At 36.8% G+C, this 14,000-nt stretch carries 12 protein-coding genes; 8 read left to right on the top strand and 4 right to left on the bottom strand.

Annotation, left to right across the window (positions count from 1 at the left end; translation table 11 throughout):
- Positions 1 to 11: 11 nt before the first annotated feature.
- Together Q0983_RS17755 and Q0983_RS17750 are read right to left on the bottom strand one after the other, a co-directional pair.
- Positions 12 to 1,496 carry an acyl-CoA synthetase gene (locus Q0983_RS17755; RefSeq protein WP_299556225.1) on the bottom strand — a complete coding sequence of 495 codons (1,485 nt, stop codon included), beginning with the start codon at positions 1,494 to 1,496 and terminating at the stop codon, positions 12 to 14.
- Between the two features lies 1 nt (position 1,497).
- Entirely contained in the window at positions 1,498 to 2,148 is a 651-nt protein-coding gene (locus Q0983_RS17750) for a diphthine--ammonia ligase (RefSeq protein WP_299556224.1), read from the bottom strand.
- A 95-nt stretch (positions 2,149 to 2,243) separates the two neighbouring features.
- Between Q0983_RS17750 and Q0983_RS17745 the strand changes: the two genes are divergently transcribed.
- The 8 genes from Q0983_RS17745 (at position 2,244) to Q0983_RS17710 (ending at position 10,543) form a co-directional block, all read left to right on the top strand.
- Positions 2,244 to 3,389 (top strand): ABC transporter substrate-binding protein, encoded by a 1,146-nt coding sequence (locus Q0983_RS17745; RefSeq protein ID WP_299556223.1) that lies wholly within the window; start codon positions 2,244 to 2,246, stop codon positions 3,387 to 3,389.
- Positions 3,390 to 4,421, top strand: coding sequence for an iron ABC transporter permease (locus Q0983_RS17740; RefSeq protein WP_299556222.1), 1,032 nt, complete (start codon positions 3,390 to 3,392; stop codon positions 4,419 to 4,421).
- Positions 4,421 to 5,215, top strand: coding sequence for an ABC transporter ATP-binding protein (locus tag Q0983_RS17735; protein WP_299556221.1), 795 nt, complete (start codon positions 4,421 to 4,423; stop codon positions 5,213 to 5,215). The genes Q0983_RS17740 and Q0983_RS17735 overlap by 1 nt, the downstream gene beginning before the upstream one ends.
- A gap of 117 nt (positions 5,216 to 5,332) precedes the next feature.
- The gene (locus Q0983_RS17730) at positions 5,333 to 7,063 is read left to right on the top strand and encodes a tetratricopeptide repeat protein (RefSeq protein ID WP_299556220.1); all 1,731 of its coding nucleotides are present in this window, start codon (positions 5,333 to 5,335) and stop codon (positions 7,061 to 7,063) included.
- Between the two features lie 204 nt (positions 7,064 to 7,267).
- Complete coding sequence (gene rmuC, locus Q0983_RS17725) at positions 7,268 to 8,587, top strand: DNA recombination protein RmuC (RefSeq protein WP_299556219.1); 1,320 nt, start codon at positions 7,268 to 7,270, stop codon at positions 8,585 to 8,587.
- Between the two features lie 105 nt (positions 8,588 to 8,692).
- The gene (locus tag Q0983_RS17720; protein ID WP_299556218.1) at positions 8,693 to 9,301 is read left to right on the top strand and encodes a transcriptional regulator; all 609 of its coding nucleotides are present in this window, start codon (positions 8,693 to 8,695) and stop codon (positions 9,299 to 9,301) included.
- The gene (locus Q0983_RS17715; protein WP_299556217.1) at positions 9,298 to 10,002 is read left to right on the top strand and encodes a DUF3307 domain-containing protein; all 705 of its coding nucleotides are present in this window, start codon (positions 9,298 to 9,300) and stop codon (positions 10,000 to 10,002) included. The genes Q0983_RS17720 and Q0983_RS17715 overlap by 4 nt, the downstream gene beginning before the upstream one ends.
- A gap of 4 nt (positions 10,003 to 10,006) precedes the next feature.
- A complete protein-coding gene (locus tag Q0983_RS17710) occupies positions 10,007 to 10,543 on the top strand; it encodes an acyl-CoA thioesterase (protein WP_299556216.1) in 537 nt (178 codons plus the stop codon).
- Here Q0983_RS17710 and Q0983_RS17705 read toward each other — a convergent pair.
- Both Q0983_RS17705 and Q0983_RS17700 read right to left on the bottom strand, forming a co-directional pair.
- On the bottom strand, positions 10,540 to 13,065 hold the full coding sequence (locus Q0983_RS17705; protein ID WP_299556215.1) for a TonB-dependent receptor: 2,526 nt from the start codon (positions 13,063 to 13,065) through the stop codon (positions 10,540 to 10,542). The genes Q0983_RS17710 and Q0983_RS17705 overlap by 4 nt on opposite strands.
- The gene (locus Q0983_RS17700; protein ID WP_299556214.1) at positions 13,049 to 13,957 is read right to left on the bottom strand and encodes a FecR family protein; all 909 of its coding nucleotides are present in this window, start codon (positions 13,955 to 13,957) and stop codon (positions 13,049 to 13,051) included. Before Q0983_RS17700 ends, Q0983_RS17705 begins: the two co-directional genes overlap by 17 nt.
- Between the last annotated feature and the right edge of the window lie 43 nt (positions 13,958 to 14,000).

The raw sequence follows: 14,000 nt of genomic DNA, 5'->3' as shown, positions 1-14,000 counted from the left end.
CATAAGACTTCTTAGCCTTTAATAAATAGTTCTGCTAACTTTTTCTTGGTTACTTTCCCCATGACATTGCGTGGTAAATCGTCCTGAAAAATATAGCGTCTGGGCGCTTTATAAGCCGGAAGTTTATCCTGAAGCCATACCTTTAACTGTTCCATATCAATAGTTCCCGACTCCAAAATCAGGCTCGCTCCTATAACCTCTCCCCATTCTAAATCAGGAATGCCTACAACACCACAATCTTTAATTTCCGGATGGGTCCGCAACACCTCTTCAATCTCTAATGCCGATATTTTATAGCCCCCGGATTTGATAATATCAATAGAATTTCTTCCCAATATTTTATAACTGCCATCTTTATAAAGTCCGATATCGCCTGTTTTAAACCATCCGTCCGCCGTAAAAGCATCTTTTGTTTCTTTGGGCCGTTTCCAGTATTCCTTAAATACATTAGCTCCTTTTACCTGGATTTCACCCGCTACTCCTTCAACAACCGGCTCATCGTTTTCGTTACGAAGCCTTACGTCTACTCCCTGAAGTGCCTGCCCGATATGGCCGGGTTTCCGTTCTCCCCTATATGGATTACTAATGGCCATCCCTATTTCAGTCATGCCGTAACGTTCCAACAAAGTTTGGCCGCTAATATCTCGCCATGCTTTGAGCACACTAACAGGAAGTGCCGCTGATCCCGAAACCATTAAACGAAATTTTTTTAAATGTTCCGTTATATTCTTTTGCTCGGAAGCCTTTAATGTCTTCCAATGGGCAATTAATTTAAAATAGATGGTAGGAACGGCCATAAAGACATTTACCTGCTTGTTACAAAATATGGAAAAGACCGCTCCGGCATCAAATTTGGGAAGAAATTCGCAACAGGCACCACTCCATAATGCACAGCTTGTAACATTAAGGATCCCATGAAGATGATGCATGGGAAGCACATTCAATATATGGTCATTTTTATCCCACTCCCAGGAGGTCGTTAATGAGGTAATTTGGTGTTGAATATTACGATGTGTTGTTACAACACCTTTGGGATTACCTGTTGTCCCGCTGGTATAAAGAATCATAGCGCTTCTTACTGGATCTATGTCCGGCAAATGTCCATCTTGAACATCGAAATGTTCTGATGGTATAAACCTTATTTCAAAAGCATTTGACAATGGTGCCAAAAAGGATTCAAATGCTTTGGAAAATATAATAGCAGAAGCCCGGGTATCGTTAATAACATATTCAATGGAAGGAAGCGGATGTTTTTCACAAAGCGGAACGGCAATCCCTCCGGCTCTCCAAATACCCCATTGTATACATACGTATTCAAACCCGGAAGGGACAAGAAATGCTATACGGGCACCTTCTAAGTCCTTTTGCCCATTCAATAATGTAAGCGCTACATTCTTAGATGCTTCTAAAAGCTGACTATAAGTATAGGTCTGGCCATTGCTTTTTACGGCAGCTCTATTCTTGAAAGTTGTAGCACGTTCTATTAGGTTTATCATTCTAATTCAGCAAAACCAATTCCGCAAAGTTATAGTTACTTGACACCGCTTTATTCTTGATTTCTACAGCAATGCCATGTTTAAAAAAAGGAGCATTCACCACCAGGGTATGAAACTCTCCGTTTTCTCCACAGGCATCCACCCCCATAGATTCGAATGTGTCTATTAAAGACGCATCTATAATTTTTCCTAAAAAATCAGGTCCCAATTCCTGGTTACAGGAAACGATCATAGCCTCCAGGCCGGCGTCAATCATATCCAGAACCAATTGTTTCCTGTTACCTTGCCATAAAGGTAAAACAGCTTCTAAGTTAGCTGCTTTTGATACTTTTTCCTCCCAGGCCCGATGCGACTCAATATCAATATCCCCGAAAATGGCGTGTGTTATGGGGTAGTCCAAAGCAAGTTGTTTTAAATTTTCTATGTAGTTGACTTCGTAATCGGTCCATGTACTGCTAAAAAAATGAATAGGCAAATTCAATGCGTCAGCCTGCGCTTGCAAAATGGCTTTTGGAATACCATGCGAACGAGAGCGGTCTCCAAACTCATTCATCACATTTAAAAGTACGGTTGGTTTATAACCTGATGTCATGGCTTTGTAAAAAGCATAACAACTATCTTTTCCTCCACTCCAGGAGCACATAAAATTCATTGACATACATTTAAAAATCCAAAAATAGTTTTAATTACCGTATAGAGTATAGTTTTACAAAAAAAATAAAGACCTTTGAACATCAATTTATTTTTATGCGTTTTTTAGTTGTTTTAGTGTGTTATTTTCTTTGTTTGGTATCATGTAAGCAGGAAAAAGAAAATAAAGTAATTGATTCCGGCACACAAACTGAAGGTATTGTTGAACATATAAAATATGCCAAAGGGTTTACTGTTAAGAGTTTTGAAGGGTACAAGGAGATAAAAGTGATTGCGCCGTGGCCGGGAAGCGTAAAATCGTTTAATTATTTATTGGTCAAGAAAGGAACGCCGGTTCCTGAGCATGAAGCGAACACAGTTATTATTCAGGTTCCTGTAGAAACAGTCATCCCAATGTCCACAACTAATATTCCCGTACTGGAATATTTGGAAGCGGATAAGGCCATTGTTGGCTTTCCAAATACGAAATTCATTTCCTCCGAAAAAACAAGAAAACGTATTGACGAAGGTGACATTACAGATTTAGGCAATGATCTGGAACTCAATATGGAACTTCTTTTGGAATTAAAACCGGAATTAGTCATTGGATTTTCGGTAAACGGCAATAATAAATCATTAGATCGTATTGAAAAGTTCGGAATTCCGGTAGTGTTAGACGGTGCATGGACAGAACAGCATCCTTTGGGGCGCGCCGAATGGATTAAGTTTATTGCGGCTTTTTTTGACAAAGATGAGGAAGCCAAAACTCTTTTTAAAACCATAGAAACCAATTATTTAAAAGCAAAAGAAATGGCCGCAACAGTAGCCAATAAGCCTGTAGTGCTATCAGGTTCTATGTTTAAGGAGGTGTGGAATATCCCGGGAGGTAAAAGCTTCGTAGCCAAATACCTGGAAGATGCCAATACTGATTATCTTTGGAAATTGAATGAAAACAATGGTAGTTTGCAATTAAATTTTGAAAGTGTCCTTGAAAAAGCACAAAACGCCGAATTATGGATTGGTGCCGGTAATTTTGACAGCAAGTCTCAAATGACAGAGAAACATAAAGGCTATGCCTTTTTTAAGGCTTTCAAAAACAATAACATCTATACCTATACTAAAAAAAAGGGAGCTGAAGGCGGCTTATATTATTACGAATTGGGCCCCATGCGCCCAGATCTAATTTTAAAGGATATCATTAAAATTGCCCACCCGGAATTATTAACAGATTATGAAACCTATTTTTTCAAACGTTTAGAATAATTGCCTGACTCAAAAACATACAAACTCTCTTTTTTAGTATTGATACTGATACTCTTAGGCTGTTTTTTTATAAACATTAGTTTCGGCTCGGTTTATATTCCATTTAAAGATGTGTTCAACAGCCTTATTGATGGTAAAATTGAGCAGGAATCATGGCAATATATAGTTCAAAACTATCGGCTTCCAAAGGCATTCACTGCCATGATCGTAGGCTCCGGATTAGGCATTTCAGGCTTACTTATGCAAACCTTATTCAGGAATCCTTTGGCCGGCCCTTTTGTGCTGGGTTTAAGTTCCGGTGCCAGTTTAGGTGTTGCATTGGTAATTTTAGGTTCTGGCGTGTTCGGAGGTGTATTTGCAGCGTTTTTTGTTTCTAAATGGAGTATTGTTATTGCTGCCAGTTTGGGAAGCTTTTTGGTGTTACTGGCCGTTTTAATGGTTTCCATAAAAGTCCGGGACACTATGGCCATCCTAATTATAGGCCTTATGTTTGCCAGCATGACAGCTGCCATAGTAAGTGTACTCTCTTATTTTGGTTCTGCAGAACAATTACAGCAATATATCTTTTGGGGTTTTGGCAGCCTGGGTAATTTATCATGGCATGAACTTTTTATTTTGTTTCTTATCTATAGCATGGGGATGGTCATAAGCATTGTATGCATAAAAAGTTTAAATACGCTCCTGTTGGGTGAAAACTATGCAAAAAGTTTGGGACTAAATATCAAGCGAAGTCGTTTAAGCATCATTGTTGCCACAAGCCTACTGGCAGGAACTATTACGGCTTTTGCCGGCCCTATTGCATTTATAGGTTTAGCCATTCCACATATGACGCGGCAAATTTTTAATACTTCAAATAATAAAATTTTATTACCTGCGGTATTTCTGTTTGGTGCCATTATAATGCTTATTTGCGATACCATTGCGCAACTTCCTAATAGCGATTATACCTTACCTATTAATGCGATCACCTCCTTAATTGGTGCCCCGGTTGTGATTTGGCTGTTAGTCAGAAAACGAAAAATGATGTTTTAATGAGTAGCGAAAACCAACATATCGTTCTTAAAACTGAAGCTTTATCAATAGGATACGTTTCAAAAAAGGCACAAACCATTGTGGCTTCTAACATCAATATTGAACTTAAAAAAGGAGAATTGGTTGGTTTAATAGGCGCCAACGGTATTGGTAAATCCACTTTATTAAGAACCTTAACCAGGGTTCAACCGGAACTAAATGGCAACATTGCCATAAACGAAAAGCGTTTACAAGACTATTCCAATTTAGAATTGGCCAAAGCACTAAGTATTGTTCTTACGGAATCTTTGGTTTCTAAAAATCTGACTGTTTTTGAACTGGTAGCTTTAGGCAGACAGCCTTATACCAATTGGGTTGGTAATTTATCTGAAGATGACGTACAAATGGTCAATAAAGCGCTGGAACAGACCAATATCTCAGATCTAAAGAACAAAAAATGCTTTGAGTTAAGTGATGGGCAGTTTCAAAAGGTTATGATTTCCCGTGCTTTAGCTCAAGATACGGACATCATTATTTTAGATGAACCCACTACGCATTTAGACATGTATCACAAAGCCTATGTTTTAAAGCTTCTTCAAAAGTTAGCCAAAGACACTAACAAAACCATTCTGTTTTCCTCTCATGAAATAGATCTGGCCATTCAATTATGCGATAAATTGGTAGTCATGACCGATAATCAAGTGGTTTCTGATGAACCTTGTAATTTGATATTAAAAGGCACTTTTGATAAGCTCTTCCCAAAAGACTTAATTTCATTTGATGATGAAACCGGGAGTTTTAGGGTAAACAAATAAGCTTTTATTTCTCGTCAAAATTCGCTAAATTCACTTACCTGAAATTCAACTCTTTAGCGCCAACCATTAAAATCTAACTACTTGTGGGATGTTTTATAAATTTAAAACCTTCCAGTCATGAAAACGAAATTAAGTATCATCCTTTCCGGAGCAATAATAGCCACCTTAATCTTTTTCATTGGTAACAACTCGAATAATAATGAATTAGAAAGTAGTCCTAAACTTGTTGCTAGCAATATTAAATGTACACCGCCAGCATTTTTATTGGAAGCCATAGATACTACAAAACAGGTTTCTCCTTTGTTTGAAAATTTAGGGGATCTTACTTATAAAATCAGCACAGATAATAAAAAAGCGCAACAGTTCTTTGATCAGGGTTTAAAACTTACTTATGCCTTTAATCATGCCGAGGCACATCGCTCATTTTTAGAAGCTTCTAGGTTAGACTCCAATGCTGCCATGGCCTATTGGGGACAAGCTTATGTTCTGGGCCCTAATATCAATGACCCGATGCCGGATGATGAACGCAAAGTAAAATGCCATGAAGCTATTCATAAGGCTAACAATTTTCTCAGTACCGCTACGACAAAAGAACGTCATTTAATACAGGCGTTGTCTCACAGGTACTCTAAAGATGTAACAAAAGATATTTCAGAATTGAATACGGCATATATGGAAGCCATGAAACAGGTTGCAGAAAAATATCCAAACGATGCCGATATTCAAACTTTGTACGCTGCTTCTGTAATGAACACAACACCCTGGAACTACTGGGATAAAGACGGCAATGCACAACCAAATATAAAAGAAGCCAAAGCCGCTCTTGAAAAAGCTATTGAATTGGATCCTCATCATCCCGGAGCCCATCATTATTACATTCACATGGTGGAGCTGCCAAAACCTGATCTTGGGGTCCCTTCGGCCGAGAAGCTCGGACAATTAATGCCTGCAGCCGGACATTTAGTACATATGCCATCGCATATTTACATTAGGGTTGGCAGATATAAAGATGCCGTGACTGCCAATCAAAAGGCCATTTTAGCCGATGAAGACTATATCTCACAATGCTTCGCTCAGGGTATGTACCCCTTGGGCTATTATCCGCATAACATTCATTTTCTATGGTCTGCTTCCAGTTTACTGGGCGCTAGTGATATTGCTATCGACGCCGCTAAAAAGACTGCAGAAAAGGTTCCGGTTGGCGAAATGAAAGACCTCCACTTTTTGCAAAATTTTGCAGCGACACCTTTATTAGCTTATACCCGTTTTGGCAAATGGAATGATATTCTAACCTACCCAAAACCAAACGATGATATAAAACATTTAAAATTAATATGGCATTATGCCAGAGGTATTGCTTTTATTAAAAAGAACAATTTAAAAGAAGCTGAAGAAGAACTGGAATTTATTAAAGCATTTATCACAGATGCTGATATGGAAACCAATATGGCCACCGGATTTGATCCCGGTACAACCATAGCCGAATTGGCTTTTGAAATAGTTTCCGGAGAAATAGCCGCTGCGAATGGTAACCTGGATTTAGCGATCGAACATCTTGAAAAAGCTATAGAAATTGAGGACGGATTAACTTATAACGAGCCTTCGGCCTGGCATATTCCACCAAGGCAAAACCTGGGAGCTGTTTTAATCAAAGCCAAAAAGTATGAGGTTGCGGAAAACATCTATAAAGAAGATTTAGAAGTTCTTAGACGAAACGGCTGGTCCTTAATAGGGCTTTACCATTGCTTAAAGGCTCAAAATAAAATGGATGAAGCTGCTAAAATTAAACAAGAATTTGACAAAGCATGGAAGGATGCGGACATCAATATAAACACCTCAGTTTTGTAATTTGTCCGCCATTTATTGGTTAAAACCTTTCCTTTAACACCTACTGCCTTCAGGAGGAAAACGTTTATATTCCTTCTATAAAAAACAGAAAATTTAGTTTCACATGAGTAACCGCTATGTTAATCCATGATACTTTTTCATTTAGTTTTTGTGAATTTGTAAATGAAAAAATTCATGTACTTTTGATAAAAATCAAAACGTTTAATGAACGATAACCTAATTCTTATTCTTGCCATCATTATTTCCGCTGGTATTGGTGCCTATCTGGGTATGCTTTTCACTAAACTTAAGAGTAAAAGTGAACAAAGTACGCTTGAAGAACGCCAAAACCAATTAAATAGCACTATCAATGAATTAAAGGCTTCTATTGATAATCTGGAAAGAGAGCGTGATCAATTTCGCGATGAACGTGAAGGCCTGAATATTGAATTGGCTCAAAAAAACATTGCGTTTGAAAACCTTCAACAGGAAAACCTGAAACGTGATAAAGAATTAGAAGAACGTCAGGAACAATTACGTAAAGATTTTGAATTGTTGGCTACCAAAATTTTGGACGAAAAATCTAAAAAATTCACCGATCAGAATAAAGAGAATATCAAGAATATTTTAAATCCGCTTCAGGAAAAGATCCAGGGGTTTGAAAAAAAAGTAGAAGCCTCCCAAAAAGAAAGTATCAGCATGCACTCGGCTTTAAAGGAACAGCTTTTAGGCTTAAAAGACCTGAATCAGCAAATGACCAAAGAAGCTACCAATTTAACTCGTGCATTAAAAGGCGATAGTAAAATGCAGGGGAATTGGGGCGAACTGGTATTAGAGCGTGTACTGGAAAAATCGGGATTAGAAAAGGATCGTGAGTATTTTATGCAACAAAGCTTTACAAGAGAAGACGGATCTCGTGTCATGCCCGATGTGGTCCTGCACCTTCCGGATAGTAAAAAAATGATCATAGATAGTAAAGTGTCCTTAACGGATTACGAGCGTTTGGTAAATGCTGATGAATCGCAAAAAGATACGTTTTTAAAAGCTCATATCAATTCGGTTAAAAAACATGTGGATCAGCTTTCGGATAAAAACTACCAGGATCTGTACGATATAGAATCACCGGACTTTGTGCTTATGTTCATTCCTATTGAACCCGCTTTTGCCGTGGTTATTAACGAAGACAACAGTATTTATAACAAAGCTTTTGAAAAGAACATTGTCATTGTAACACCTTCTACGCTATTGGCTACATTACGTACCATTGACACCATGTGGAACAATGAAAAGCAGCAACGCAATGCTATGGAAATCGCACGCCAAGCCGGAGCCCTATACGATAAATTTGAGGGATTGGTAAAAGATCTTACCGGTGTCGGTAAGAGAATTGACGACGCGAAAAAGGATTATTCGGCTGCCATGAACAAACTCGTTGATGGGCGCGGCAACCTTATTACCAGTGTAGAAAAGCTTAAAAAAATGGGAGCTAAGGCTAAAAAATCACTTCCGGAAGCTATTTTAAAACGTGCCGAAGAAGATCAATAATACTACCCGAAGTAATGATGAATTTGCATATTCCCTAAAAAAGGAATATATTTGATTATTCCCTAAAAAAGGAATATTTTAAATTATTCCTTAAAAAGAGCATATATGACTAGTGTTATTACAGGAGATATCATTAAGTCCCGCGACCAAAATCCGGAGGTTTGGACAGGTATACTCAAATCGGCCCTATCTGAGCTTAACCCAAACAATTCCTACTGGGAAATTTATCGTGGTGACAGCTTCCAAATTGAGATAGTCGATGTTTCCAAGTCCTTTTTAGCAGCTGTATATATCAAAGCCTGTATTAAAATGGAAAAGGGTTTGGATGTAAGACTCGCTATTGGTATAGGTAACAAAACTTATCAAGGTAAAGAGGTGTCTTTATCACATGGTGAAGCTTTTATTTTTTCGGGTGAAACTTTAGATCTTTTAAAAAAGAACAAGCAAAACCTACAGATTAAAACCAGCAATAATACAATCAATGAAGAGCTCAATCTTTATTTTAAACTGGCCCTGACCAATATGGATCATTGGACCGTGAACTCAGCCGAAATTGTCAAACTTAGTATAGAAAATCCTTATGCGCTTCAGGAAACCTTGGCTAAACAGCTAGGCACTAAACAAGATGCCATTAGCAAGCGTCAAAAACGTGCCGGACTGGAAAACATTTTAGCGTTAAACCAAATGTACCAACAAAAAATCAGTGAACTATGACCTTATTTTTAAAGCTATTCTTAGCACACATTATAGGTGACTTTTTTCTGCAACCTGCCAAATGGGTAAAAGAAAAGGAAAAGAAGAAACTAAGATCACCAAAGCTGTATTTCCACGTATTAATCCATATAGCGGTTACCGCCTTATTGATTTGGGATATAACCTTATGGTTTATTCCTTTGATAATTGGAGTGTCGCATTTCATAATCGATGCCATTAAACTTTCAATTCAAAAGAAAAAAACAAAACGATTATTGTTTTTTATCGATCAACTTTGCCATATAGTAGTCATTTCAATATGTTATTTTATGGTTTCAAAAGAAGCATCGACCATTGAAATAGTGGTGACCGAAGACACCGTCTTGCTCATTACCTGTTTATTATTTTTAACAATTCCGGTGTCTATTATTATGAAAACCATTTTTTTAAAGTGGAATATTTCAGAACTCACTAAAAGTAACGAATCCCTTGAGGATGCCGGCAAATATATTGGTATTTTAGAGCGCATTTTAGTGTTCATTTTCATTGTATTGGGGCATTGGGAAGCTGTGGGCTTTTTAATTACAGCTAAATCGGTTTTTCGTTTTGGTGATCTGCGGGAATCTAAAGACAGGCAACTTACCGAATACATCTTAATAGGTACACTAATAAGTTTTGGCATTGCCATTATAACCGGAGTGCTATACAATTTAATTGTTTAAAACTATGTTTAAAAGCGCAAAAGAATCCCAGGTAACTATTACAGAATTAATGTTGCCCGCACATTCCAATTTTAGTGGAAAAATTCACGGTGGCTATATTTTAAATTTAATGGACCAAATTGCTTTTGCCTGTGCTTCAAAACATTCCAGGCATTATTGTGTTACGGCTTCTGTAAACCGCGTTGATTTTTTAAATCCCATTGATGTTGGTGAACTGGTAACTTTAAAAGCTTCGGTTAATTACACGGGTAGGACCTCTATGGTTATAGGTGTTAGAGTTGAAGCCGAGAATGTTCAGACCGGTGCAAAGAAACACTGTAACTCTTCTTATTTTACCATGGTTGCCAAAGACAAAAACGGCCATAATGTTCCGGTTCCCGGGCTTATTTTAGACAGTGAACAAAGTGCCAGACGCTTTTCCAGAAGTATTGCCAGGCAGGAACAGTCTAAAAAAAGAACAACCTTATTTAAATCTTCAGAATTTAAGATCGAAGACCATATAGATACCTTAAAGCAGCATAATGTAAGAATTGAACTTTAAAATTGAACCCTTACAACGGCATTTGGTGTAAACCCCAATGACTGTTGCACGGTTTCATTAAGCATGCCGCTGGTGACGCTATAAAAATTGTTAAGCGCGTTCTTTCTATTCAATACATTCCAAAGAGATATTCCCACTTCCGTTTTAGCTTTTCTTAACCTAAAATTGTATAGCGCAGACATATCTAACCTTAAATAGTCTTGTAGCGTTGCTTCATTAGTAGCTCCAAAATTAATGTTGCCATTTATGATTTCATTGTTACTTATTGGGCTGGTTACCGGTTTGCCTGAATGCCAATTTAATCCTCCGGAGAGTTTGACTTTTTTATTGGCATAGGTGGTTCCAAAAGTTAAAGCATGAGATATACTATAATTACTTGGAAACGCACGAGGCTCTAAATCTTTAAAATGATAATCGCTATTTAAACAGAAATAACTTAACCATAAATTAAAATGGCTTATCTGCTTTCTAAATAACATATCCAAACCGTAGGCGTCATAACTTCCCTTACTTTTAACGAACTCGTACTGATTTTGAAAACCCTGACTTTGTGCGGTAATACCATTAACTTTTTTTACATACCCCTTAACACTTAACAGCCAATTATTATGATTATAATTCAGGCCTGCAGAAAACTGTTTACTGGTTATTACAGGAATATCCTGATCATTGGATAGTTGCCACCTACGCTTTTCAATTCCTAAAAAATCACTTTGAAAATTTATAATTTGAGAGGTATTCTGATGCTTAAACTCACCTAACAACTCAAAAGTAAAATGGTTTGCAAAACGCTTCATAAAGCTGAATCTGGGCTCCAAAAGTGTTTTTTTAAACTTACTAATGTAATTATATCTTAATCCGAAGTTGACATTAGTTGTTCCAGATTTAGATTTATAATAAAATTGAGAAAAAATACCATGTGTTCTCAATACTTCTGAAACCAATAACCTGTAAACAGGATTGTCTACATCATCTAAATTAGACACTTCTGTTTCAACAAAATGATACCCGAATAAAAGGTTTAGGTCATTGTTTGGAAAATAGTTCAGTTTTAACTTGGTACTGGTTTCCGAAACCACATTTTCCTGCAAAAAACGCTGAAACTCCAATACATTTGAATTCAAAGACTTAAGCTTATAATCTGTCTCATAAATCTCAAAAGTGGTGTTTAGTTTATTATTCCAGTACCTCTTATACTGCAAACCACCGGCAATACTATTTTGAGTTAATGTACTTGTTTTAGATTCAGCCTGATTACGAACTATGGCATTTTCATTAAACTGAAGCTTATTATGGGCATTAATAAAATTTAAACGCAATTCTTCGTTATCATTAATTTTAAATATCCATCGCAATGAAATATCATAAAAATCAAACGCTTCATCCGTGTTTGAAATGGCCGTTGCATTACCCGCCACTTCTGTGTTCTGTGAAATTCTATCAAAAAATGAATTATACGTTGGAGTTTCAAAAAAATCACTAATAGACTTTCTGGTCGCTATTTGAAAAGAAGACCTGTTACCAACAGGCACATCAGCAAAGGCGTTAATATTGGTTAAATTAACATCTACAACACCTTTAAAAACATCATTAACCCTATTTTCGGTTTCCATTATAATGGTACCAGAAACACCATCGGTATAACTTACGTCGCTACCATTTTTTCTTAAAAATCCCTTTTGGGTAATATGAGGATTGTACATGGATATAAGGCCAAAAAAATGACCGGATTGATACATTTTAATACCATCCCAGAGTATTAGGTTCTGATCGTGTGTCCCGCCTCTAATATTGATATTTGAAACCGTTTCGTTAGCACTAATGATACCCGGGAACGCCTGTACGGAATGTAAAATATCATGATCTATCAAACCCGGCAAAATATCGAACTTAGAAAAATCCACTTCATAAGAGCCGTCACTTATTTTGTTGATTCCTGTAGCTATGTAATTGGATATAACGACCTCTGACAACGGTTGAAAGTCCTGTGTTAAGTATATATCTGCGCAGGTACTTAAAACAAATTGATCGTATGGTTTCTCAATTGTTTTATACCCCAAATGGGTAATTTTAACGAGCGTTTCAAGGTTTGATATCTGGATTTGAAAGTAGCCGTCTTCATCTGTGGTGGTTCGGTTATCGCCTGATTGCACTATAGCTAATGATATAGGTTGTAACTTGTTCTTATCCTTTAAATAACCACAAATTTCTATTACTTCTTCCTTTTTGGACTTAGGCCTAATTAATACTATATCATTATTAAGTTTGGTGTACAGTAAAGTGGTTTTACTTTCAAGATATATTAAAACTTTCGACAGTGTTAGATTTTCTTCCGGTGGCGTTAAAAAAATATGCTCTACGATATCTTCCGCATAATTAAACTTGATCTTAAACTTATTCTGAAGGTCAGCAAGAACAGATGCTAGCGGCTTTGGTTTACTGGCATCTTGAGCATTAATACTAAATGAAACAAGAAGTAAAAAACTAAAGGAAATGATTATTTTACTAGTTTTCCTTATCATGAATTATTACCATGTTTGAAGTATTTAACTCATACGATAAGTTCATTGGTTGGGTAATCGCTATTAAAGCATTTTCAAGATCATCATGCGGAAAGCCTCCCGTAAATAACCTGTTAATATTAATATTTTTATAGACAATCTGTAAATTATACTGTCTCTCAATTTCAGCAAGCACCTCCTTAAAAGGTATGGCATTAAACGCGCTCATATTTTCTGTCCATACGGGCACTTTACTATCTATCTTTCCTTGGATCAATTTTCCGTTCAAAACCAAAAAAGTATCCCCTTGAAATAGTGTTTTATTAAACTCATTAAAATTAACTTTGACCGTACCCTCAAAACATGTAACCTCAAAGTAATTATCCCGTTGTTTAACATTAAATTCCGTCCCCAGAACAGCCACTAAACCATGGCTTGTTTTAACCTTAAATGAACTACCTTCTTCAACCTTAAAAAAGGCTTCTCCCTCCAGCAACAAGGTCCTGTCATCCTTCCATTTCCCGACATGGTATGTAACCGATGATAACGCATTTAATTCTACTTTGGAATTATCCGGCAATGCAATAACCATTTTCTCTCCGGCCAGGGTTTCAATACAGGTTTGAGCATTGAAAAAGAACGCATAATATAACCCCAAACCAATTATTACAACACTGGCTACTTTTAACAAAGTATTAAACCGGATTAACTTTTTTGTCGGTTTTTGTTGTTTATAAGACTTCTTAAACGAATCAAAAGTAGAGGTATCATAAAAGTTAGAGGCTTTAAAATGGTGAGCACTACTAACAATATATTCATTGAATTCATGATCACCTGACTTACTGAGCTGCTTTTTTTCAGCATCGGTAAGTTCTTCATTAAGCCATTTTTTTACTAAATCTTCTTTATCCATAATCACGTAAGCTATATATATAACAACTCCAGCTTAAATTCTC

Origin of the sequence: Seonamhaeicola sp. (assembly GCF_028281565.1) — a bacterium.
GTDB lineage: Bacteria > Bacteroidota > Bacteroidia > Flavobacteriales > Flavobacteriaceae > Seonamhaeicola.
The sequence above is the reverse complement of the archived record's forward strand: the minus strand, read 5'-3'. Positions and strand labels throughout refer to the sequence as shown.

Bases quoted from the DNA above. Each gene is read 5' to 3' on its own strand.
- Q0983_RS17710 (WP_299556216.1), top strand. From the start codon at position 10,007: ATGTTTAAAAGCGCAAAAGAATCCCAGGTAACTATTACAGAATTAATG.
- Q0983_RS17700 (WP_299556214.1), bottom strand. From the start codon at position 13,957: ATGGATAAAGAAGATTTAGTAAAAAAATGGCTTAATGAAGAACTTACC.
- Q0983_RS17730 (WP_299556220.1), top strand. From the start codon at position 5,333: ATGAAAACGAAATTAAGTATCATCCTTTCCGGAGCAATAATAGCCACC.
- rmuC (WP_299556219.1), top strand. From the start codon at position 7,268: ATGAACGATAACCTAATTCTTATTCTTGCCATCATTATTTCCGCTGGT.
- Q0983_RS17745 (WP_299556223.1), top strand. From the start codon at position 2,244: ATGCGTTTTTTAGTTGTTTTAGTGTGTTATTTTCTTTGTTTGGTATCA.
- Q0983_RS17720 (WP_299556218.1), top strand. From the start codon at position 8,693: ATGACTAGTGTTATTACAGGAGATATCATTAAGTCCCGCGACCAAAAT.
- Q0983_RS17705 (WP_299556215.1), bottom strand. From the start codon at position 13,065: ATGATAAGGAAAACTAGTAAAATAATCATTTCCTTTAGTTTTTTACTT.
- Q0983_RS17715 (WP_299556217.1), top strand. From the start codon at position 9,298: ATGACCTTATTTTTAAAGCTATTCTTAGCACACATTATAGGTGACTTT.
- Q0983_RS17750 (WP_299556224.1), bottom strand. From the start codon at position 2,148: ATGAATTTTATGTGCTCCTGGAGTGGAGGAAAAGATAGTTGTTATGCT.
- Q0983_RS17735 (WP_299556221.1), top strand. From the start codon at position 4,421: ATGAGTAGCGAAAACCAACATATCGTTCTTAAAACTGAAGCTTTATCA.
- Q0983_RS17755 (WP_299556225.1), bottom strand. From the start codon at position 1,496: ATGATAAACCTAATAGAACGTGCTACAACTTTCAAGAATAGAGCTGCC.